Source organism: Streptomyces sp. NPDC001068 (assembly GCF_042897315.1).
Classification (GTDB): domain Bacteria; phylum Actinomycetota; class Actinomycetes; order Streptomycetales; family Streptomycetaceae; genus Streptomyces.
The window spans coordinates 776,099-797,130 of sequence record NZ_JBIAYD010000001.1; the positions used below are offsets into that span (position 1 = coordinate 776,099).

Sequence of the window (21,032 nt, forward strand, 5' to 3'; positions counted from 1 at the left end):
AGTCTGACGTCAGCCGCTTGATCCGGTCTTGCGCCCGGTCGCCGACCTAACGTTCCGGTGTGACCCGTGCTCCCCATCGCGACCGCCTCGGCGACCTGTACGCCGTCCTCACCGCCGCACTGCTGGTGCTCGCCGCCGTCCTGGTCGGCCGGCACCTCCAGGACGACTTCCACAACCTGTTCGTGAACTGGCCTCCGGTGTTCGCCAACTGGGACCCGCACGTGGGCCCGGGCACCCCGGCCGCCCTGCTGGTCGCCGCCGCCGTGGTGGCGTACGGGCCGGCCCTGGCGGTGCGTCTGCCCTGGCGCGGGCTGCTGGCCGCGTCCTGGGGCGCCTGTCTGGCCTGGACCTGGTCGCTGGCGCTGGTGGACGGCTGGCAGCGGGGCGTGGCCGGGCGGCTCACCAGCCCGAACGAGTACCTCACCGTCATCGGCCGCTTCCACGACATCCCGGCGGCCCTGCGCGACTTCACCCACCACATCGTGAGCGGCACCCCCGCGCCCTGGCCCGCCCACATCGCCGGGCACCCGCCGGCGGCCACCCTGACCTTCGTCCTCCTCGACCGCGCCGGGCTGGGCGGCGGCGGCTGGGCGGGCGCCTGGTGCATCACCGTCGGCTCCACCGCCTGTGTCGCCGTACTGGTCGCGGTACGGGCGCTGGCCGCCGAGCGGCTCGCCCGGCAGGCCGCGCCGTTCCTGGTCATGGCGCCGGCGGCGGTGTGGGTGGGCGCCTCGGCGGACGGGTACTTCGCGGCCGTCGCCGCCTGGACGGTGGCGCTGCTCGCGCTGGCGGTCACCGGACGGTCCGTGGGGTGGGCGGCAGGCGCGGGACTGCTGTACGGGCTGACCTGCTACCTGTCGTACGGCCTGACACTCTTCGCGCTGATCGGGGCGGCTGTGCTGGTGCTCGGCCGGCGCCGGGTCCGGGCGCGGCCGGTGGTCCTCGCGCTGCTGGTGGCGGGGGCGGCGGTCGTCCCGGTCGTGTTCACCCTCGCCGGGTTCGACTGGTGGCAGGGGTACCGGCTGCTGGTGACCCGCTACTACCAGGGTGTCGGCGGCACCCGGCCGTACGGCTACTGGGTGTGGGCCAACCTGGCCTGCACGGTGCTCGTCGTCGGTCCGGCGACGGTGGCGGGGCTGCGGCGGGCCGGCGCCGCGCTGGTCCACCGCCGTACGACGGCTTCCGCGCCGGTCCGCCTCGCCTTCCTGGTGGCGGTCGCGCTGCTCGCGCTGCTGGCCGCCGATCTGTCGGGGATGAGCAAGGCGGAGACGGAGCGGATCTGGCTGCCGTTCGCGATGTGGCTGCTGCCGGCGTGCGCGTTCCTGCCCCGGCCGCGCGCCTGGCTGACGGGACAGGCGCTGCTCGCGCTGCTGCTGAACCATCTGCTGTTCACCGGGTGGTGACGGCTCACCGCGGAGGGGTGGCCGGCGCGGGGAGGCGGCGGCGCCGGTCCCGCACGCCCCGTCACTCATCCCCGGTCCGCACGCCCATGCCCTGCGGGTAGGTCAGCTCCGTCCGGGCGCCGCGGCGGCGTCGTCCTTCGCCGTCTCCCTCGGCACCTCGAAGCAGGGTTCCTCCTCGGCGGGCAGCAGGCCGACGGGCAGCAGCGAGAGGTGCGCCATGTCGTCGGGGGGAGGCGTCCGCGACGACCACAGGGGCGGAGGGGTGCCGTCGGCGACCGCGGCCGGGGCGTCGGTGAGGTTCATGCGCTCGCGCAGCCGGCCGTAGAAGTCCGTCGGCGACAGCCGGACCACCCGCAGCCGGGCCGGGGCTGCGTACACGCCGATCCAGTCCCCCGGCTCCAGGATGCCGCGGACCTGTCCGTCGACGCTGACCGCGGCCCGCCCGGAGCGCTCCAGGACCCGCAGGCCGACGGCCTCGTCCGGGGCGGTGACCACCGAGCGGTTGAACGTCATGTGCGGGGCGACCGGGGTGAAGACGAGCGCGTCCGCGCAGGGCGAGACGACGGGACCGCCGGCCGCGAAGCTGTAGGCGGTCGAGCCGGTCGGGGTCGCCACCAGCAGCGCGTCGGCGGAGTAGGAGGCGAGCAGCCGCCCGGAGATGTACACGCCGACCGACACCTGACGGTCCCGGGACAGCTTCTCCAGCACGATGTCGTTGACCGCGACGACGTGCAGGGGCACCCCCCAGTCGATGTCCTCCTGGCAGTCGGTGCGCACCTGCGGCGGCGGCAGCAGCGGCCCGCGGCCGTAGCGCATCAGGTCCTCCACGTCGGAGGGCATCTCCAGCCGGCGGGAGGCGCGCATGGTGAGCAGCATCCGGCTGTCGACGCTGTACCGGTCCTCGCGGATCGCGTCCAGCGCCTCCCGTACCGAACAGGCCGCCACCTCGGTCAGGAAGCCGACCCGGCCCAGGTCGACGCCGAGGACCAGGGCGTCGCTGTGGGCGGCGAGCCGGGCGCCGCGCAGGAAGGTGCCGTCGCCGCCCAGCGTGACGATCAGGTCGGGGTCGCCCGCGGCCGCGACCTCCTCGTCGGAGCTGTGCCGTCCGCCGTCGTTCCACACGTCGATGTCCGCGCACGGCACGGCGTGCTCCGCCGCCCACGCGCGTACGGTCCGGGCGGCGTCCACCGCCTCCGCCCGGCCCCCGTGGACCACCAGTCCGAGCCCGTTCACTGTCATCTCCGCCTCCTGGACCCCGTGCGCAGCCGTTGCTCCCACGCTGTCACGGCCGGGCGGATCTCACAGGCCAAGTGAGACGGCCAGCCGGGTCAGCTCGGCCGTGGTGTTGATGTCGAGCTTGGCGCGGATCCGGCGGAGGTAGGCGTCGACGGTGTGCCGGGAGAGCCCCATCAGGCGCGCGGCCTGCAGGTAGGTGCAGCCCGCCGCGATGTGTTTCAGCGTCTCGCGCTCCCGCGGGGCCAGCGCGACGGCGGCGTTCTCGGTGCGCTGGGTGACAACGGCGGAGCTCATGTGGATTCCCTTGCCGGATTGACCGATAACTACGATTACCTACGATTTGTCCGTTTACAGAACCCTCACAAGCCCACGTCATGACGGCGTCCGCCGTCCGTCACAGGCCTGTCACAGCGACCCCGGGTGCGTGTGCCGTCGACGGCCGGGTGGTACCGGCGGCGGATTGGTGCTCCGTGTCCGCCGGGATCATCCTGGGAGAAGAGCCGGCCGTGCAGGTTCCGCGAAGGATGAGCGGCATGGAACGACGTCCCACCCCTCCCAGCAGCCGGGCGCAGGCCCACGCCGTACCGCAGAGCGCCTACACCGCCGTGGTGACGGTCGACGAGCGGGGTGCCGTGGCCGGCTGGAGCGACGGGGCGGCACTGCTGCTCGGCTACCCGCCCGCCGAGATCCTGGGGCAGGAAGCCTGCCGGCTGCTCGCCGACCCGGGCGGGGACACCTGGCGCGAGGCGGCCGCGTGCCCGCGGTGGAGCGGGACCGCCGCCCTGCGCCACCGGGACGGGCACCGGCTGGACCGGGACGTGCTCGTGCACCGCCGCGCCTCCGGCGACCGGCCGGGCGGCACGGAATGGCGGGTGGTGTGCGCCCTCACCGCGTCGCGGGTGGCCGCCGCCGACCGCACCCTCGGGGAATGGGCCTTCGACCAGTCCCCGTGCGTCGCCGCCGTCTTCGACGAGGGACTGCGGCTGGTACTGGCCAGCGTCGGCATGCAGCGCAGCCTGTCCCTGGCCGAGGGCACGATGCGCGGGCTGCGGCTGACCGACCTGGCACCGTTCGGGGGCTGCGCCGAGGCCGAGTCCGGCATGCGGCGGATCCTGGCCGGCGGCGGACCCGAGGACGTCCGCCTGCGTCTGGACCCGGCCACCCCGGACCACGACTGGCACGGACAGCTCGCCCCGCTCACGGACACGGACGGGCGGGTGCGGGCCGTGACGCTGACGGTCCACTCCGATCCTGCCGAGCAGCTGGTGTGGCGGCGGATGCTGCTGCTGAGCGACGCGGGCGTGCGGATCGGCACCACCTCCGACGTGCAGCGCACCGCGCGGGAACTGGCCGACGTGGTGGTCCCCGCCTTCGCCGACGCCTGCGCCGTCGACCTGCTGGACGCGGCCGGACCGGGGGCGCCCGCCGACGGCAGGCGGGCGCTGCGCCGGGCGGCGGTACGGGCGGCGCCCCAGGGGCCGCCGCTCCCCCACCCCTCCGGCGACATCCTGCTCTGCCCGCCCTGGTCGCCCTCGGGCCGGTGTCTGACCGAGGGGCGGGGCACGGTGTACGCGTGCAACGACGAGATCGTGGCCCGCTGGGCCCGGGAGGATCCGCTGGCGGCCGCGTGGGTCCGGGAGAGCGGGGCGCACTCGCTGATGGCGGTGCCGCTCCGCGCGGCCGGCACCACCTTCGGGGTGGCCCTGTTCGTACGGCATCTGCGCAGCGAGCCGTTCGCCCCGGAGGACCTGTGGCTGGCCGAGCAGCTGGCCGCCCGCACCGCCACCAGCATCCGGGGCTCCGAACGCGCGAGGCGCCAGCACACCACCACGATGACCCTCCAGCGCAGCCTGCTCCCGCAGACGCTGCCCGACCAGGCGGCGCTGGACATCGCCACCCGCTACCTGCCCTCGGTCAGCCAGGCCGGGGTGGGCGGCGACTGGTTCGACGTGATCCCGCTGTCCGGGACGCGGGTCGCGCTCGTCGTGGGCGACGTGGTCGGTCACGGCATGCGGGCCGCGGCCACCATGGGCCGGGTCCGCACGGCCGTACGCACCCTGGCCGACGTCGACCTGCCCCCCGACGAACTCCTCAGCCACCTCGACGACCTGGTCGCCCACCTGTCCGCCGAGGAGTCCGGCGCCGACAACGCGGAGGAGTCCGCGGGCGGGGTCGGCACGACCTGCCTGTACGGCGTGTACGACCCGGTCACCCGCCGGTTCACCGTCGCACGGGCCGGACACCCGCCGCCCGCCGTGGTCACCTCGGGCACCGTCCGCTTCCTCGACGTCCCCGCCGGGCCCCCGCTGGGCCTGGGCGGGCTGCCCTTCGAGTCCTTCGAGACCGAGCTGCCCGAGGGCAGCCTGATCGCCCTCTACACCAACGGACTGCTCGAGCCCCGCGACCACGACATCGACGAGTCCCTGGACAAGATGTTCGGCGCGCTCGCGTGCCCCGCGGAGAGCCTGGACACCATCTGCGACCGGGTCCTGACGACCATGCTCACGCACCGCCCCGACGACGACATCGCCCTGCTCGTCGCCCGCACCCGGGCCCTGCACGCCGACCGGGTCGCCACCTGGGAACTGCCCTTCGACCTGTCCGCCGTCGCCGACGCCCGCAAACAGGCCACCGACAAACTGCTCGCCTGGCACCTGGAGGAGGCCGCGTTCACCACCGAGCTGGTCGTCAGCGAGATGGTCACCAACGCGTTCCGGTACGGGCGGCCGCCCGTCCGGCTCCGTCTCATCCACGACGACCACACGCTCACCTGCGAGGTCTTCGACTCCAGCAACACGGCACCGCACATGCGGCGGGCCCACACCTACGACGAGGGCGGCCGCGGTCTGCTCCTGGTCGGCCAGCTCACCCAGCGCTGGGGCACCCGCCACGCCACCACCGGGAAGACCGTCTGGGCCGAACAGTTCCTCGCCGAGGGCTGAGGCGCCGAGGGCCGCGGCGGGGCGGGCGCGCGGCGGGGCGGGGGCAATGGGGGGCAGGGGCACAACACCGCCTAGGGGCCGAACACCGGCTGGGCCCAGGCGGGCGGGCCGGGGGCGGGCGTGGCGTCCCGGCGGACCGTGGGGGTCCGCCGCGCCGCCGGCTCCGGCGGGACGGACTCCCCCGGTACGACGCCGAACGCGGCGAGCCGCAGCGCGCCCACGAACTCCAGGCAGGAGCCGTAACGGTCCTCGGGAACCTTGGCCAGCGCCCTGGCGAACACCTCGTCCAGCCCCGGCGCCAGTCCGGACCGCACCTCGCTGAGCACGGGCGGCCGGTCGTACTGGTGCGCCCACAGCAGGGCGATGTCCTCGTCCCGGACGAACGGCGGGCCGCCCGCCAGCATCTCGAAGACCACGCAGGCGAGGCTGTAGAGATCGCACCGGCCGTCGACCGGCCGGCCCGAGATCTGCTCCGGCGCCACGTAGTCCAGCGTGCCGACGAACTCGCCGACCGTCGTGAACCCCGTCAGCGACAGCGACTTCTTGGTGAGCCCGAAGTCCGTGAGATACACGTGCTCCGGGTGGTCGCCGTCGGTGCCCCGCGCCACGAGCACGTTGCCGGGCTTCACGTCCCGGTGCACCAGATCGTGCTCGTGGGCCGCGTCCAGCGCCGAGGCGATCTGCGCGGCGATCCGCAGGGCCGCGGCCACCGGCAGCACGCCCTCCCGGTCGAGCAGCGCGCGCAGGTCCGGGCCCGGCACGTAGCGCATCGCGATGTACAGCACGCCGTCCGTCTCGCCGGCCTCGAAGATCGGCACGATGTGGGGGTGGTCGAGGGCCGCCGCCACGCGCGACTCGTGGGTGAAGCGGCGGCGGAAGGTGTCGTTGCGGGCCATCTCGGGGGCGAGCAGCTTCAGGGCGACGGTGCGGTCCAGGCGCAGGTCCGTCGCACGGTAGACGACGGCCATTCCGCCCCGTCCGATCTCGCCCCCGACCTCGTAACCCGCGATGCGCGTCGCCATGGCGTGTCCAGCCCGTAGCGTGTCCGGTCTGTCCACATCGTAACCAGCCGGGCGGAGCTCCCGCCCGGGGTGGGGCACGCCGCCGGCGCCTATCCCGCGACCGCCTGCCAGCCGGTCCAGCGCGCCACGGTCACGATGATCACCGGGCCGTTCGGCGGCCGCTCCCGGTACTGCGGGTACTTCTCCCGCAGCGGCCCCGCGACCGCCGGCGCGCCGTCGGGAACCACCCGGGCGTCGCCGTCCGCCCGGACCCACCACAGGTGGTCCCAGTCCTCGTCGTACTCGTCCACGAGCAGGGTGACGGACGGGTTCGCCGCGATGTTGCGCAGCCGCTTGAGGCGCGGGGTGGTCTTGGGCTTGTGGTCCACGGCGGTGACGATCCCGTCGGTCCCGTGGCACGCGAAGACCACCGGCACCAGGTGCGGGCGGCCGCTTCCGTCGACGGTCGCGAGCCGTGCCACGCGTGCCCCGGCGAACCGCCGCCGCGCCTCGTCCCCGGCCAGTTCCGGCACGGCGTCCCCTTCCCGGTCAGATACCGCCGAGCGCGTCCAGCACGTCGGCGTCCGTCAGTTGTGCGAAGTCGTCGTACCACTGGCCGACCGCGCTGAACACCACGGGCCGGTACGGGCAGACGACCAGGTCCGCCTCGGCGGCGAGCGCGTCCAGGGAGTCCGGCGCGCCGACCGGGACGGCGAGCACGGTCCGGGCCGGACCCCGGACCCGTACGTGGCACAGCGCGGCACGGGCGGTCGAGCCGGTGGCCAGGCCGTCGTCGACGACGATCACGGTCCGGCCGCGCAGGTCGGGCGCCGGCCGCCCGTGCCGGTAACAGCGCTCGCGGCGGCGCAGTTCCCGCCGCTCGCGCTCCACCACGGCGGCCAGGGCGCCCCCGGCCAGGCCCAGACCGGCCAGGGCCTCCCGGTCGAGCAGCGGGGGGTCGTCGCCGGCGATCGCGCCGACGCCGAACTCCTCGTGGTGCGGGGCGCCGATCTTGCGTACGACGAGCACGTCCAGCGCGGCCGACAGCTCGCGCGCGACCGGGACGGCGACGGCCACGCCGCCCCGCGGCAGCGCCAGCACCACGGGGTCCGGCAGGCCGCCCTCGTCGCTCAGTTCGCGCAGGACGGCCGCGAGTTCGCGGCCGGCCTGGGCTCGGTCGCGGTAGCGCACGGCTCGCCCTCTCCGGCCGGGGATCGGTCCCCTTCTCCCATGGTCACACCCCGAGGCGCCGGGGGCCGGGTCCGGCCGTGGGATGCGCACGGCGAGGCGCACGGACCCCGGCACCCGCCACCGACCCCACCGGCCCACGAGCCGCCGGGGTCAGAAGACCACCCACCACCCCTCGCGGGCCGCCTGTCCGGCCGTGTAGGACACCCCGTGCACCTTGAGGCCGCCGGCGTCGAGGAGGGTGATCTCGCCGCCGTGGTTGCCGAGCCGGGCGCCGCCGGAGAGCGGCACGGCGAGCACGGCGCCGGCGGCCAGGGCACCGGGCGGGACCGGGGAGGCCTGGCCGATGCGGTCGAGCAGCCGCCAGCCGGTGAGGTCGACCGGCGCGGGCGAGGCGTTGAAGAGGGTGACGGCCTCCGCCTCGGGCGCCGGGCCGGCCGGGTCCACCAGCGCCGCGAAGATCCGGACCGGCTGGTCACCGGGTGCCGGACGGGAGGTGTCGACCCCGTCGAGGGCGTGGCCCGTGACGTCGTCGGTGTGCCAGGCCTGGTTCTGGAAGGCCAGGAAGATCCCGACCCAGCGCTCCGGGCCCCCGCCGTCTCCGGGGAGCCGGATCAGCAGCCCGCCGTCCTGCCACACACCGTCGTCGCTGCTGAAGCGGCCGCTGTTGCCCTGGTTCATGTGGATGTCGTGGACGCCGTTGCCGGGCAGGAAGCCGAAGATCTTGTCCTTGACGCCGGTCTCGGGCCCCCAGCGCTCGCCGAAGAGGTGGAGGCGGGCGCTCGGGTCGTCGACGGCCCGGCGCACGTAGTGGTCGAGCAGGTCCGCGAGGTCGTTGTCGGGGCCGGTGCGGTCGGCCGGCAGGACGCGCATCTTCGCCGGGTCGAAGAGGTTGCCGCGCACGAAGTCGAGGTTGGGGCCGCCGGGCCCGGGCGGCAGGGTGTTCCAGCCGCCCGCCAGGCCCTGGAGGCGGGCGGTGAGGGGGTGCCGGAAGTCGTCGTCGACGAGGTAGAGCAGTTCGGCGGGCTTCTGCTGCGAGAGGACGTTGACCGCGGCCCGGTAGTGGACGCCGGTGTCATCCGTGAGGTGGATCTGGTAGTGCGGGCTGTCGCCGGCGCCCTCGCGCCGGACGTCGACGGCCCGGCCGATCAGTACGCCATAGGTCTTCAACGGCATGTCGACCAACTCCCCGTGCGGGCAGGCGGTTTGCCCGCCCATGGCGCGAATCGTACGGGCCCGGACCCGCCGCCGGTCCCAGGTTGGACGTTTCTGACGGTCCTGTGAACAGACGGTGTGCGACCCGCGGAGCCTGTCCGGTTCTCTACGATCGTTCCGTGGTCACCTTCCTTCTCCAACGCACGGTTCCGCTGCCGATCGACGAGGCGTGGCGCCGGCTCACGGAGTGGTCCGCGCACGCCGACGCGGTCCCCCTGACCCGCGTCACCGTGCTCACCGATCCACCGACCCGCGTGGGCACGGTCTTCGTGGCCCGTTCCGGGCTCGGGCCGCTGGCCTTCGAGGACCCCATGGAGGTGACCGTCTGGGAGCCCCCCGAGGACGGCGGTCCCGGCCGCTGCCGCCTGGTCAAACGCGGCCGGGTGGTGCGCGGCTGGGCCGAACTGGCGGTGCACCCGGGACCCGGCGGCCGCACCCGGGTGAGCTGGCACGAGGAACTGGCGGTCCGGGGCCTGCCGTCGGCTCTCGACCCGCTGGTGCACGGAACCTCCAGGGCGGTGTTCGGCCGGGCCGTCAACACACTGCTCAGGAAGGCCTAGGCGGCACGGGAGGGCGACACGCCTATGGGCTGTCCCGTAATCCCCGGTGGGTCGGCGCACGGCGTCGGATGCGGTGCATCGCAAGGCGGAGGGTCGCCCTCATACTGGGCGTATTCGGGCGACCCCGACAACGCCGCGAGGTGCCGTAGCTGTCGTCGTGCGCCCGCCGGGGACTACGGGACAGCCCTTAGGCCGAGTCGCGCAGCACCAGGTGGGGGTCGAAGACGACGGACGTCGGGTCGGTGCGCGCGCCGTGGATGTGCTCGTCGAGCAGGCGGGCCATCTCCGCGGCCATCTCCTCGACCGGCTGGCGGATCGTGGTGAGCCGGGGCCGGCAGGTCAGGGCGATGCTGGAGTCGTCGAAGCCGACGACCGCGACGTCCTCGGGGACCCGGCGTCCGCGCTCCAGCAGGATCTGGCAGGCGCCCTGCGCCATGAGGTCGTTGGCGGCGAACACGCCGTCCGTGTCCGGGTGGCGGTCCAGCAGGTCGGACATGGCGGCGAGACCGCTGTCCAGGGTGAACCCGCCCTCGGCGACCGGCACGTACGGGTGGCCGTGGCGGGCGAGGGTGTCACGGAACCCGGCGAGCCGCTCCTGGCTCGCGGCCACGTCGAGGGGGCCGCAGACCGTGGCGGGCCGGCGGCAGCCGCGCGCCAGGAGGTGTTCCGCGGCCAGCCGCCCGCCGTCCCGGTGCGCCAGGTCCACGTAGCTGAGCGGGACCGGGCGGGAGGGGCGGGCGAAGAGGACCGCGGGCAGCCGCGCGTCGGCGAGCAGGGCGGGCAGCGGGTCGTCCGCGGCGGTGGAGACCACGAGGGCGCCGTCGGCGCGCCCCTGCCGCAGGTAGGTCAGCACCTCCTGGCGGGCCTCGGCGGAGTCGGCGAACATCAGGACGGGATGCATCGAGCGGGGCCGCAGGAAGCCCACGATCCCGCTGACGACCCGACCGAAGAAGGGGTCCGCGAACACCGGGGTGGTGAAGCCGTCGCTGCCGCCGTCCGCGGGGGCGCCGCCGGCTCCGGAGACCACCAGGGCGACGGTCTCGGCCCGCCGGGTCACGAGCGAACGGGCGGCCCGGTTGGGCGCGTAGCCCGTCCGTTCGATGGCCCCGCGGACCAGTTCCTGTATCTCCGGATCGACGTTGCGGATGCCGTTGACGACCCGGGACACGGTCGCCCGGGAGACACCCGCCTCCCGGGCGACGTCCTCCAGCGTCGGGGCCCGTCTGTTCATGGGAGCACCCTAACGGACCTGCGATTGCGGCAATAGAGCGCTCTCCCGGAGCGGGTGCGCGCTCCGGGAGAGGTCCGTCCGTCAGGCGTAGACGCCGAACTCGTACAGCGAGTAGCCCCAGCCGGTGCCCCGTGCGGTGCCGTTGACGCGGACGTAGCGGCCGGTGCCGGTGACGTCGAAGTCGTCGATGCCGCCGTTGCCGTCGGTCACGGTGCGCACGGTCTGCCAGTTCTGGCCGTCGTCGGAGGTCTGGATCGTGTACGCCTTGGCGTACGAGGCCTCCCACGACAGTTGTACGTGCCGGAACGTGGTGCGGGTGCCGAGGTCGACCTGGAGCCACTGGGGGTCGCTCCAGTCGCTGGCCCAGCGCGTGGTCTGGTTGCCGTCGACCGCGTTGGCCGCGGTGCACGGGCAGTCACCGTAACTCGCCTGGTACGACGAGGCGGTGGCCGGCTTGCCGCGGGCCACGTTCGTGCCGGAGGGGACCGGCGGGACGACCCGGATCGAGCGGGTCTCGACGCCGACGTTGCCCTTGCCGTCGGTCGCCTTGACGTAGACCTTCCAGACGCCCGGCCGGTCCGGCGCGGTGAACCTCAGCCGGCCGCCGCCGAGGTCGGTGAAGGGCAGTGAGGCGAGGTTCTTGCTCTGGTCGATGTAGTTGCTGTTGTCGAGGACCTCGTAGGAGATCCGGTCGCCGTCGGGGTCCGTGGCCTTCACGGACAGCACGAGGTCACGGCCGGCCTGCACCTGTCCCGCGCCGCCCTCCACGGTCAGGTCGGAGATGACGGGCGGGGTGTTGTCGTGGCTGGTGTCGCCGCCGTAGGCCCGCTTCACGGCGTAGTACGACAGGCGCTTCTGGCCGGCGGGCAGCAGGTTGAACCAGATGCCGCCGAAGTCGTACTCGGTGCCGTAGTGGAACATCGTGGCGCCGAGCGCGACCCCCTTGTGCCCGGTGACACAGCCCCAGGCCCGGGTGTAGCCGTCGGCCTTGGCCTGGTCGGAGGGCTCCAGCGGAACGCCGTTGGCGTCGTCGGGGACCTCCCACTCGCCGGCCGGACCGGTCTCGGTGACGATGTAGGGCTTGGTGTAACCCCCCTGCTGCCAGGCGGCCTTGACGTCGCAGACCGCGTTGTAGGAGTTGACGGCGTACAGGTCGAGGTCCGGGGCGTTCTTCTTGAAGTAGGGCCAGGCGCCGACCCACGCGTCCGTGGACGTGACCGGGTGGTTGGGGTCGATCGCGTGGATCTTCCTGGTGATGTCGTTGACGAGCGTGGTGTAGGCGTCGCGCTGCCTCTCCAACTCGTCGCCGCTGTAGCAGTTCTGGAGTCCGAGGACCGACTCGTTGCCGACGTCCCACATGAGCACGCCGGGGTTGTCCTTGTACGTCTGGACCCACTTGGGGAACTCGTCGAGCACCTGGTTCCGGTAGGCGGTGTCGGTCAGGTAGTTGACGCAGCCGCCGCTGCCGGGGCCGCCGCCCGGCTGGAGCCAGAAGCCGGCGATCACCTTGACGCCGTGGGCGGCGGCGGAGTCGAACAGCGGCTTGCTGGTGGCGTCGGTGCCCCAGGTGCGGATGGTGTTGACGCCCATGGACTTGAGGTCGGGCAGGTACTTCTCGGCGTCCGAGACGCTCGGGCCCCAGGTCAGGCCCTTTATCTGGTACGGCTGCCCGTCCACGGTCAGCTGCCAGGCGCCCTGGCCGCCGGTGACCTTGACGACGCTGCCCGCGGCGTGGGCCTGGGCGGCGGGCAGGGCGGCGAGGAACCCGGCGGCCAGCACGCCGGCGGTGAGGGGCGCCGCGATGCGGCGGGGGGTTCGGTTACGGATGCGGGTGCGTGAGGTCATCTCGGCAGGCTCCTCAGGGCAGTCGGTAGTGCTCGTCGAGCGCGGCGCCCGCCTCCGGGTGGGTCTCGTCGTAGCCGCGCGCGTCGCACTGGAGACCGCCGACGACGCAGTGGTCGACCAGGGCCTTGAGCGTGGGCGCGTCCCAGGCGTTGAAGAAGTCGTAGTGGAAGCTGTGTCCGGTGCCGCTGGACAGCCGCACCTTCGACATGTCGCCGTTGACGGGGAAGGCCATCTTGAACTCGATCATCGGCAGTGCCACCGGGTGGTCGGCCGGGCACATGTTGTCGTTGGTGCCGGGCTTGACCACGGGGTAGGCCATGTGGCTCTTGTGGTCGGGGGTGTCGAGGTACTTGCCGTCCCAGCAACTGGGGGCCTGGAAGCGGATGTTGAGCTGGACGTCCGCCCGGTTGGGGCAGGTCGCGGGGAACTCGGTGTTGAAGTAGCTGTCACCGCACTCCCAGCCCTCGACGAACCCGGGGTGGTGCCGGAACTCGTCGGCGCTCTGCATGGGGCTGCCGACGACGAAACGCAGGCCCTTGGGGAAGGGCCGGACGCTGGTGTAGTCGGTGACACCGGCCTTGTAGTAGATGACCTGCGGGCCGACGGGCAGGATCTGCTGGTCGCCGTTGTAGAGGGTGGGCATCCAGTAGCCGGACAGGTCGCCGGGGGCCTTGCACGTGGTGCCGCCGGCCGTCAGCGAGGCGGTCGTGCTGTTGGCGTCGGTGGTCGTGTTGCCCATGAAGGTGTGGTCGTGGGACTTGCCCGGCTGCTGCGGGTAGACGATGGGGTCGTCCGGCCTGGTGTGGGTGACCGAGCAGTTGGCCTGGAACTCGTGGAAGTAGCGGTGCGGCGGGTCCTGGGTGGACGGGGTGACGCCGGTGACCTGCGGGTTGGCGAGGATGTAGCCGTCTCCGTCCGGGTCCTCCGGGGAGTTGGCCGTGGACGCGGCCATCGCGTGACCGGAGTGGGTGGCCGCGAACGACCTGGCGGCGGCGCTGTTCGGTGCGGGCGGCCCGGCGCTGACGGCGATACCGCCGAGGCCGAGCGAGGTCAGCAGGAGCGCGCCGGTGATCAGCGTGGCTGACAGTCCTTTCGATCTCCGTGGCATGGAGACCTCCTCCTGAACGGTGGGGGTGTCAGAGGTCGTCGCCAGACGCCCGCATGACGTGATGTCGGTCGAACCGACGCGAGGGGGCACCGGGAGACGGATGGGAGAGCGCTCTCCCGTGATGGAGTGTTGAGGCCATGTCATCAAGGTGTCAAGGGCTCCGTCCGAGGCGGCCCGGGAAAGATTCCGGCTGCGGAGGGCTTGCCTCCCACTGAACCTCACCAGTTAAATCAAGACGTGAACTAAGCGTCGGGGAGCTGCCTTCGGCATGCACTGCCACGTGCCGCGGCGCCTGCCCGCTCGCGCTCCGACACCCCTCCCGGAGACCTCCATGACACGCACCGCGGGCGGAGACGCGAGGGCGCCGACGGCGGGTGACCGCGCGTCAGCCGGGACCGGACGGCAGCGCGCCGAGAACGGCGGCGAGGGCCTGCGGGTCGCGGCGGGCCATGTTGTGACCGACGGGGATCTCGTGAACCCGCCGGCCCGGTTCGTCGCGCAGCCGCTCGGTCAGGGCCGCGAACGGGCTGCCGGGCCAGGGGCCACCGGAGCCGACGCGGCCGGGTCGCCGCAGGAGATGCGAAGCGGTGGCGCCCCGTGGGATGTCGGGGACTCGGCCGAGGGGCGGCCGGCGGCTCCGGGCGGAGGGCCGGCCGCCCCGGTTCAGGGGGTGGTGGGGGTCAGCTCACGGCCGCCTTGGACACCGTCAGGTCGAGCCTGCTGGTGATGCCGCCCGTGGTGACCGAGATCGTGGTGGTGCCGGGCTTGAGCGCCGTCACCGCGCCGGTCACCGGGTCGACCTTGGCGACCTTGCTGTTCGAGCTCTCCCAGACATGGGACATCGGGTCGGCCACCGGCATCGTCGGCGGGTCGCTGATGTCGTTGCCGTTGGCGTTCACGGCGGTCGCCGTGAACTGCTTCGCCTCACCGGCGACCATGGTGCCGGTGCGCGGAGCGTCCGCGTCGGAGCCCGCGGTGCCCTGGTCGATGGTCATCGACTTGAGCATGGCCTGGACCGAGTACTGGACCGTCCCGTCCTGGTTGACGTGGAACAGCGCGAAGTGGAAGAGGCCTCCCTTGTCGGCGGCGACGTACGGCCGCGTGCCGATGTCGGCGATCGTGAACTGCGGGATGCCGAGCTTCGCGTCCGCCTCGTTGCCCAGCGGGTCGATGAGCTGGTCGGCGAAGCCGCGCGAGTGGCCGTACATCAGCACCACACGCTGGTTCGGGTGCGACAGCCGGTAGTCCTGGACCAGCTGGAGGTACTGCTGCGCCTCCCAGCGGCTGGAGAACTGGTTCGACTTGTTCGGGGCGTGGTCGTAGGCGGGCATGTGCACACCGACGAACACCACCGGGGTCGTGGCCTTCTCCAACTGCTGCGCCAGCCACGGGTACTGCGGCTCCGCGGGCTGCTGGAACCTGTCGGAGGCCGAGATCGAGCCGCTGGAGTTGTCCAGCCCGATGAAGGTCGCCTGGCCCTGCCGGAACGAGAAGTGCGTGTTCTGCTTGAACACGTCGTAGAAGTTGGTGTTCTCCGGGATGGCGCCCTGGCTCACCTCGTGGTTGCCGACCACGTCGTACACCGGCAGGCCGAACTGCTCCCACTGCGCCTTGGCGTAGGAGAGGTCGTCCTTGTTGCCGGTGTCGGCGATGTCACCGAGGCTCAGCGCGACGTCCGGACGGGCCTGCGCCGGCAGTGGCGCGACGGTCTGGCCGGACACGGTCCGGAACGGCTGGCCGGTGGTGCGGTTCACCATGCCGGCGATGTTCTTGACGCTCGTCGAGTCGGGGTTGGCCGCGACCAGGTGGCCGTCGTCGCCGATGATGAACGTCTGGCCGCCGGGCCGGAAGTCGGCCGGGTCCTCGGTGTACTGCAGCCAGGACGGGTTGTTCGGGTTGATCGCCTGGTACGGCGTCTCCTGCGCGGGCGTGCCGACGGAGTACTGGAGCTTCATCCCCGCGAAGGTGAACTTGCCGACGTTGGCGCCGGTCGCGTTCTGGCCCACCAGGCTGATGTCCTGGATGGTCAGCGGGTAGGACGTGAACACGCCCCAGACCAGCTTCGCGCTGCGCTCGTTCCACCGGTTGTAGTCGCTCGGGGCGAGCTCCAGCCAGAGCCCCATCAGGTGCCCCTCGGCGTCGGAGACGTTGAGGACCATCCACGACTTCTGCGGGGCCGCGCTCTCGACCTTGAACTGGAAGCGCAGGCTCTGCGGCACCTGGCCCAGTTCGTTCTTGTCGGCCTTGGCGCCGGCGCCGTTGTTCGGGATCACCCGCACCCGGTGCTGCTTGGTGTCGTTCGGGAACGAGTACTGCACCTGCAGCGCACGCGCCTGGCCGGAGCCCGGCGGCACGTCGCTGGTCTCGGCGAAGCGGTCGGCGGGCACCGTGACGGCGCCGCCGTCCGCGCGCATCTGCCACTCCGCGGCGTTGTCGGCCGTGAGCAGCGGCTTGATGACCGAGCCGATGCTCAGCGTCGCGGTCGCCGTGCGGCCGCCGGCGGCGGCCGTGACGTGGACCTCGCCGCTGCCCGTGGCGGCCGCGGTGAACACCCCCGTGGCCGGGTCGATCCTGCCCAGGTCGCTACGGTCGAGCGTCCAGGTCACGGACTCGGGCGCGACGTCGACCGCCGCGGACTTCTCGTTCGTGCCCCGCACCGTGAACTTCTGCGAGGCGTTGTTGGCCAGACCCTGCTGGGCGGGGGTGACGCCCAGCTTGTCGAAGGTCGGCGCCACCGTGATCTTCACGTGGCCGGTCCTGCTGCCCGCGTGCACGATCAGCTTGCCGGAACCGGCGGTGCCGGCCTTGAAGACTCCGCCGGACCAGGTGCCCAGGCTGCTGGGCTCGGCCGTGACGGAGACCGGGTCGCTGGAGGGGTTGCCGGCGCGGTCCGTCGCGAAGGCCTTCACCTTCGAGACGACGCCCTCGGCCGTCGACAGGTCGTCGTCGTCGTTGACGTAGGCGTTCCTCGCCTTGCCTGCCGTGGTCGAGGTCGAGTACACGAACAGGCCGTTGGCGACCGGCCGCTCGGAGAGGTCGGAGGGCGTGTTGGCCAGCGTGGCCCGGGTGTCGCCCGGCTGACGCACCGCCATGGCGGTCGAGCCGCCGCCGTCGAGCAGGACCGCGTCCCGCACGCCGATGGACTGCAGGTAGGAGGCCACCTGCTGCCAGCCCACGCCGAGCGCGACGTCCGCCGCCTTCTGGCCGTCGAACGTCGCCATGACCAGGTGCCCGTCGGCGGTGCTGCCGATCGCCGACTCCGGGTGCAGGCCGCTGGGCATCTGGTTGACCGGGTCCCGGAAGACCGCCCCGTCCTTGAGGATGCGGCCCGGGCCCTGGATCATCTCCTGGATGTCGTTGTCCGGGCTGATCCGGTGCGTGGTGGTCACGACCGAACCGACCTTGACGTTCTCCTGGATCCACCGGCCGCTCGCGTCGGCCGCGTCGCCGCCGACCAGGCCGTACTGCTGTCCCGAGACCGAGTCGGCGGTGGTCACACCGGTGATCCGGATCGTCGCGCCCTTGTCGTCCGAGGTGCCCACCGCGACGACCTTGGTGCCGCCGAACCAGGTCTTCGAGACGTCGCCCAGTCGCGGCGTGATCTCGGTGATGCCGTCACCGCTCGCGTCGGCCAGCCGGTTCACCGAGGTGAGCGGACGGCTCGCGCCGCCGTCGACGGCGACGGAACCGCTGAAGACCTGGTCCCCGTAGGCGACGGAGCCGTCGCGCAGCACCGCGACGGTGCCCTCGTGGTTCGCTGTCGGGCTCTTCCAGATCTCACCGCCGACGATCTCGCCGTCGTTCGCCTGACCGGACGCGTTGATCTGGAAATAGCCGCCGTTGATCCCGGCGACCGCCCCGGTGCGGACGGCCATCGACGTCGTCGTCTCGTCCTGCGGGTCGACCACGGCATCGTGCGAGACCGCAACGCCGAGGCGCACGTTCGAGTTCCGGGTGTCCGCGGACACGACGCCGACCGGCACCCGGCCGTCGATCGCGTCGATCGCGCCGCCGGAGTAGGTGACCCCCTCCGTCACCTGGGCCGGCTCGGACATCGTCTGCCGGGTGATGGTCGACCAGGAGTCGAGCTGCCGGGGGAGCCACGGGGTGTCGCCGGAGGCGAACGGCGCGGCCGGTGTGGACATGCTCGTCAGGACGAGTGCGAGTGCGGCGACGCCGGTGGCCGACGCCGCGCGACGTCTCACGGCATGACCCCGTGAATGAGTGCGTTGTGTTATCAAACCAAACATGATCCACAGCGAACTCTCAGGCACTGAATACGGTGATTCATCGAGTTGAGGAATGATCATCCGCCGGATGAACGTCGGGCCATGTCCCCGTGGGCGCCTCGGCACCGCCGCCAGGTCCCGCAACTCGCCGGGCACCGACCGCTGGACGAGCCCGCAACGGCCAACAGGCCGCCGGCCCGCGTGAACTGACCCCCGCGAAGCCGGCGGATCCCGGACGCACGGCGTGCGAGGGGCGCCCGCACCGGGTCCCGGCCGCCGGGCATCCCCCCGCACCCGGCCACGCCCGGCTCGCCGGGTCGCGCCCGGCCGAGTCCCGAGGTGCGTCGACAGCTCGCCGCCGACCCTGCGCCGCACTGCTCCACGCCCGGGGCCGGTGGCCGCGGGAACCAGCGGAATCAGGAAGCTCTCCATCATCCCATCTGTAGAGAATTCGCAGCTCAGAGCTAATTTGCAGCCGGGTTGTATGATGGGCTTCATCTACTTTCTGGGCGGTGACGGCCGCCCACTCGGAGGGAGGCCCGGCATGGGACACTCACAGGCTGAGAAGGCGGCGTCCCGTGAGCGGGTACTGCGGATCGCGGCTCGCAAGGTCCGCGCGGAGGGCGTCACCCGCCCCGGCATCGCCGAACTGATGAAGGAGGCCGGGCTCACGCACGGCGGCTTCTACAAGCACTTCGCCTCGCGCGAGGACCTGATCGGCCAGGCCGTGACGGAGGCGCTTGCCGAGGGCACCGCGAAGATGGAGCGGGCCGCACGCAAGAACGAGACGGAGCCGCGCACCGGTCTCATCGACGCCTACCTGGGCAAGCGGCACCGGGACGCACCGGCCACGGGCTGCGCCCTGGTCACGCTCGGTGCCGCGGCCGGACGCGCGGACGCGGGCTTCAAGGAGGCCTACGAGAGGCAGGTCCGCTCCTACCTGGAGCTGATCGCCGGTCTCGGCGAGGGGTCCGAGGAGGCCCGGTCCGAGGCCATGCTCACCCTCAGCGCGCTGGTCGGCGCGACACTCATGTCCCGGGCCGTCGCCGACCCCGCCCTCTCGGACGAACTGCTCGCCAACGTCGCCGACCAGCTCAAGCGGCACGCGGCACCGGCCCCCGCGGCCTCCTCCTGACCCGCCGGCGTCCGCGGCCCAACGCCGCGGACGACCGCCGCACGCCGTCGGGCACGGGGCCGGGACGGGCCGCCGGACACCGCCCGGTAGGTTGATCGTCCCGCCCCGGTCACGGGGCGGGACGGAAACATCCTGAAGATCGCGAAAGGGCCCGCTCGGTGGTAAGGATCAGAAGAACCCCGAGAGTGATGTGGGCCCTCGTGTCGATCGCCGGGCTGCTGGCCCTGCAAGTGGCGCTGCAGGACGAGCCCGTGACCGGTTCATGGACGACGCGGCTGATCCCGGCGGCTCCCGTGCCGTCCATCGTGTACGTGATCTGGCGGGTCTACCTGAACCCCTACGTCTCGTTCGGGCCGGACCGCCTTCGGGTGAACAACATGTTCACGCGCTACCTCGTCCCGTACCACCTGATCACCGAAGCGGAGGGCAGGAGCGCCCTCTCCCTTGTCGTGTCCGGGTACGGCCGTCTGCCGGTGGCCGCGATCGGCGCCGCCCCGCTGACCGGCAGGCGCAAACGGGACGCCGTCGCACGGGAGTTGCTGCGGCGCCGCGCCGCCGCCGCGCCGAGGGCCGGACACGGCTTCGAGAAACACACCACGATCGGGCTCCCGGAGTGGCTGGGCCCCGGCCTCAGCCTGGCGGGCGCCCTCGTCGCGCTCTCCACGGCAGCGCTCGGGGGGTGACGGGGGCCGGCGATCCGGGGGCGCCGCCCCTACCCGTCGGGGCCTCGGTCGCCGGAGATACTCTCGCGGGCGTCCGGGGGCAGCAGGTGCGGAGCGCGGTCGCGGAGGATGCTGAAGACCTCGTTCTTCGCCGGACCCCGCAACTCCGCCATGAAGGCGGGGTCGACACGGCCGGTCCTGGCCCAGATACCGGCGAGGGACTCGGCGCACAGCTGCGCCAGCACGCTGGTGAAGTCCTCCGCGCGAACGATCCGGATCAGGCACGATTCGACGAGCGGGCCGGAGAATTCCTCGAGGTCCATCGCCGCGTCGTACTTCTCGTCCTCGCGCGCCGCGGGATCGTCGAGGATTCCGACGAGCAGCACCACACGTTCCTCCGGCGAGTACTCGACCCGCACCGGCGGCGGGGGCCGTCTCCTCGTGAACAGCCGCGCCGGCCAAATCCCCATCTTCGAGAGCCTCGTTCCCGTCGGGCCGACACCATCGTGTGTCCGGAGCCGCCGTACGCGGCCGCCACAGCCTAGCCTCCCGGGGCCGGGGCTCCGAGGCCCGGGCGCGTCCGGCGGGGAGCCCCCCTCACCACCGACTCCGGCCCGCCACCGCGTCCTTGGGTCAGTCTCGGTCAGCCTCGGGAGGAGTCGCGGCGGGCCTTCAGCGGGCGACCGAGATCGCGAAGGGCGCGAATCCGCTGGAGCGGATCACGTGCGGTACGAACAGGACCGCGGCCTCGGTGGCCCGTGCGCTCTCGATCCCGCCGAGGTCCGTGATCCATTCCTGCTGCCAGCCGAGGTCGGCGAGCAGCCCGCGTACGACCTGCTTGGCCTCCGGGTCCTCGCCGGAGAGGAACACGGTCGGTGTCCTGGCCAGCGTGGCGGGCGCGGTCATCACCGTGTACAGCATCGTGTTGAGGGTCTTGACGACGCGCGTGCCGGGGAGAGCTTCCTGAAGCTTCTCCGCGAGGCTCGAGCCGGGGTGCAGCAGCCCGGCCGGCAGTCCGTCCGGTCCGTCGACGGTGGCGTTGGAGACGTCCACGAGGATCTTGCCCCGCAGTTCCTCGCGCAGCGCGCCGAGCCGCTCCAACGAGCCCGCGCCGGGAGTGGCGTTGATGACGATCCGCGCTGTCCTGGCGGCTTCGACGGCGGAGCCCGGTGAGCGGTCCGCCACGGTCACCTCGTGCCCGGCCCGGGTGAGGGCAGAGGCGAGGCTGCCGCCGACACGGCCGTTTCCGAGTACGGCGATCATGGTCATGCTGGTGT

The 21,032-nt window shown here is 72.7% G+C and carries 17 protein-coding genes; 5 read left to right on the forward strand and 12 right to left on the reverse strand.

Annotated features, from left to right (window positions below; all coding sequences use genetic code 11):
• The first annotated feature begins 59 nt into the window (after positions 1-59).
• A complete protein-coding gene (locus ACFY3I_RS03410; RefSeq protein ID WP_390859120.1) occupies positions 60-1,403 on the forward strand; it encodes a hypothetical protein in 1,344 nt (447 codons plus the stop codon).
• Positions 1,404-1,505: 102 nt separating this feature from the next.
• On the opposite strand, the gene ACFY3I_RS03415 is transcribed toward ACFY3I_RS03410, so the two are convergent.
• Together ACFY3I_RS03415 and ACFY3I_RS03420 are read right to left on the reverse strand one after the other, a co-directional pair.
• The gene (locus ACFY3I_RS03415; protein WP_390859121.1) at positions 1,506-2,642 is read right to left on the reverse strand and encodes an NAD(+)/NADH kinase; all 1,137 of its coding nucleotides are present in this window, start codon (positions 2,640-2,642) and stop codon (positions 1,506-1,508) included.
• 60 nt (positions 2,643-2,702) lie between these two features.
• On the reverse strand, positions 2,703-2,933 hold the full coding sequence (locus tag ACFY3I_RS03420; RefSeq protein WP_390859122.1) for a response regulator transcription factor: 231 nt from the start codon (positions 2,931-2,933) through the stop codon (positions 2,703-2,705).
• A gap of 239 nt (positions 2,934-3,172) precedes the next feature.
• Here ACFY3I_RS03420 and ACFY3I_RS03425 point away from each other — a divergent pair, with 239 nt between their 5' ends.
• Positions 3,173-5,581, forward strand: coding sequence for a SpoIIE family protein phosphatase (locus ACFY3I_RS03425; RefSeq protein WP_390859123.1), 2,409 nt, complete (start codon positions 3,173-3,175; stop codon positions 5,579-5,581).
• 71 nt (positions 5,582-5,652) lie between these two features.
• Here ACFY3I_RS03425 and ACFY3I_RS03430 read toward each other — a convergent pair whose 3' ends face one another.
• From ACFY3I_RS03430 to ACFY3I_RS03445, 4 genes are all read right to left on the reverse strand, one after another.
• Positions 5,653-6,603: a serine/threonine-protein kinase gene (locus ACFY3I_RS03430; protein ID WP_390859124.1), complete on the reverse strand. Its 951-nt coding sequence runs from the start codon at positions 6,601-6,603 to the stop codon at positions 5,653-5,655.
• Between the two features lie 89 nt (positions 6,604-6,692).
• On the reverse strand, positions 6,693-7,115 hold the full coding sequence (locus tag ACFY3I_RS03435; protein ID WP_390859125.1) for a TIGR03668 family PPOX class F420-dependent oxidoreductase: 423 nt from the start codon (positions 7,113-7,115) through the stop codon (positions 6,693-6,695).
• Positions 7,116-7,131: 16 nt separating this feature from the next.
• A complete protein-coding gene (locus tag ACFY3I_RS03440) occupies positions 7,132-7,773 on the reverse strand; it encodes a phosphoribosyltransferase (RefSeq protein WP_390859126.1) in 642 nt (213 codons plus the stop codon).
• 150 nt (positions 7,774-7,923) lie between these two features.
• Complete coding sequence (locus tag ACFY3I_RS03445) at positions 7,924-8,946, reverse strand: DUF2278 family protein (RefSeq protein WP_390859423.1); 1,023 nt, start codon at positions 8,944-8,946, stop codon at positions 7,924-7,926.
• Between the two features lie 158 nt (positions 8,947-9,104).
• Between ACFY3I_RS03445 and ACFY3I_RS03450 the strand changes: the two genes are divergently transcribed.
• Positions 9,105-9,545: an SRPBCC family protein gene (locus ACFY3I_RS03450; protein WP_390859127.1), complete on the forward strand. Its 441-nt coding sequence runs from the start codon at positions 9,105-9,107 to the stop codon at positions 9,543-9,545.
• A gap of 187 nt (positions 9,546-9,732) precedes the next feature.
• Here ACFY3I_RS03450 and ACFY3I_RS03455 read toward each other — a convergent pair whose 3' ends face one another.
• From ACFY3I_RS03455 to ACFY3I_RS03470, 4 genes are all read right to left on the reverse strand, one after another.
• Positions 9,733-10,776 carry a LacI family DNA-binding transcriptional regulator gene (locus tag ACFY3I_RS03455; protein ID WP_390859128.1) on the reverse strand — a complete coding sequence of 348 codons (1,044 nt, stop codon included), beginning with the start codon at positions 10,774-10,776 and terminating at the stop codon, positions 9,733-9,735.
• Between the two features lie 81 nt (positions 10,777-10,857).
• Positions 10,858-12,621, reverse strand: a complete 1,764-nt coding sequence (locus tag ACFY3I_RS03460; RefSeq protein WP_390859129.1) for a discoidin domain-containing protein — start codon at positions 12,619-12,621, stop codon at positions 10,858-10,860.
• 13 nt (positions 12,622-12,634) lie between these two features.
• Positions 12,635-13,729: a DUF1996 domain-containing protein gene (locus ACFY3I_RS03465; protein ID WP_390859130.1), complete on the reverse strand. Its 1,095-nt coding sequence runs from the start codon at positions 13,727-13,729 to the stop codon at positions 12,635-12,637.
• 680 nt (positions 13,730-14,409) lie between these two features.
• Complete coding sequence (locus ACFY3I_RS03470; RefSeq protein WP_390859131.1) at positions 14,410-17,934, reverse strand: phosphodiester glycosidase family protein; 3,525 nt, start codon at positions 17,932-17,934, stop codon at positions 14,410-14,412.
• Between the two features lie 568 nt (positions 17,935-18,502).
• Between ACFY3I_RS03470 and ACFY3I_RS03475 the strand changes: the two genes are divergently transcribed.
• Positions 18,503-19,093 carry a TetR/AcrR family transcriptional regulator gene (locus ACFY3I_RS03475; protein WP_390859132.1) on the forward strand — a complete coding sequence of 197 codons (591 nt, stop codon included), beginning with the start codon at positions 18,503-18,505 and terminating at the stop codon, positions 19,091-19,093.
• Between the two features lie 188 nt (positions 19,094-19,281).
• Positions 19,282-19,776 (forward strand): hypothetical protein, encoded by a 495-nt coding sequence (locus tag ACFY3I_RS03480; protein WP_390859133.1) that lies wholly within the window; start codon positions 19,282-19,284, stop codon positions 19,774-19,776.
• Positions 19,777-19,805: 29 nt separating this feature from the next.
• Here ACFY3I_RS03480 and ACFY3I_RS03485 read toward each other — a convergent pair whose 3' ends face one another.
• Both ACFY3I_RS03485 and ACFY3I_RS03490 read right to left on the reverse strand, forming a co-directional pair.
• The gene (locus ACFY3I_RS03485) at positions 19,806-20,225 is read right to left on the reverse strand and encodes a hypothetical protein (RefSeq protein WP_390859134.1); all 420 of its coding nucleotides are present in this window, start codon (positions 20,223-20,225) and stop codon (positions 19,806-19,808) included.
• 202 nt (positions 20,226-20,427) lie between these two features.
• Positions 20,428-21,024 (reverse strand): NADPH-dependent F420 reductase, encoded by a 597-nt coding sequence (locus tag ACFY3I_RS03490; RefSeq protein ID WP_390859135.1) that lies wholly within the window; start codon positions 21,022-21,024, stop codon positions 20,428-20,430.
• Between the last annotated feature and the right edge of the window lie 8 nt (positions 21,025-21,032).

Coding starts and splice junctions, on each gene's coding strand:
- ACFY3I_RS03415 (WP_390859121.1), bottom strand. CDS start 2,642: ATGACAGTGAACGGGCTCGGACTGGTGGTCCACGGGGGCCGGGCGGAG.
- ACFY3I_RS03420 (WP_390859122.1), bottom strand. CDS start 2,933: ATGAGCTCCGCCGTTGTCACCCAGCGCACCGAGAACGCCGCCGTCGCG.
- ACFY3I_RS03425 (WP_390859123.1), top strand. CDS start 3,173: ATGGAACGACGTCCCACCCCTCCCAGCAGCCGGGCGCAGGCCCACGCC.
- ACFY3I_RS03430 (WP_390859124.1), bottom strand. CDS start 6,603: ATGGCGACGCGCATCGCGGGTTACGAGGTCGGGGGCGAGATCGGACGG.
- ACFY3I_RS03445 (WP_390859423.1), bottom strand. CDS start 8,946: ATGCCGTTGAAGACCTATGGCGTACTGATCGGCCGGGCCGTCGACGTC.
- ACFY3I_RS03455 (WP_390859128.1), bottom strand. CDS start 10,776: ATGAACAGACGGGCCCCGACGCTGGAGGACGTCGCCCGGGAGGCGGGT.
- ACFY3I_RS03460 (WP_390859129.1), bottom strand. CDS start 12,621: ATGACCTCACGCACCCGCATCCGTAACCGAACCCCCCGCCGCATCGCG.
- ACFY3I_RS03465 (WP_390859130.1), bottom strand. CDS start 13,729: ATGCCACGGAGATCGAAAGGACTGTCAGCCACGCTGATCACCGGCGCG.
- ACFY3I_RS03475 (WP_390859132.1), top strand. CDS start 18,503: ATGGGACACTCACAGGCTGAGAAGGCGGCGTCCCGTGAGCGGGTACTG.
- ACFY3I_RS03480 (WP_390859133.1), top strand. CDS start 19,282: ATGTGGGCCCTCGTGTCGATCGCCGGGCTGCTGGCCCTGCAAGTGGCG.
- ACFY3I_RS03485 (WP_390859134.1), bottom strand. CDS start 20,225: ATGGGGATTTGGCCGGCGCGGCTGTTCACGAGGAGACGGCCCCCGCCG.
- ACFY3I_RS03490 (WP_390859135.1), bottom strand. CDS start 21,024: ATGACCATGATCGCCGTACTCGGAAACGGCCGTGTCGGCGGCAGCCTC.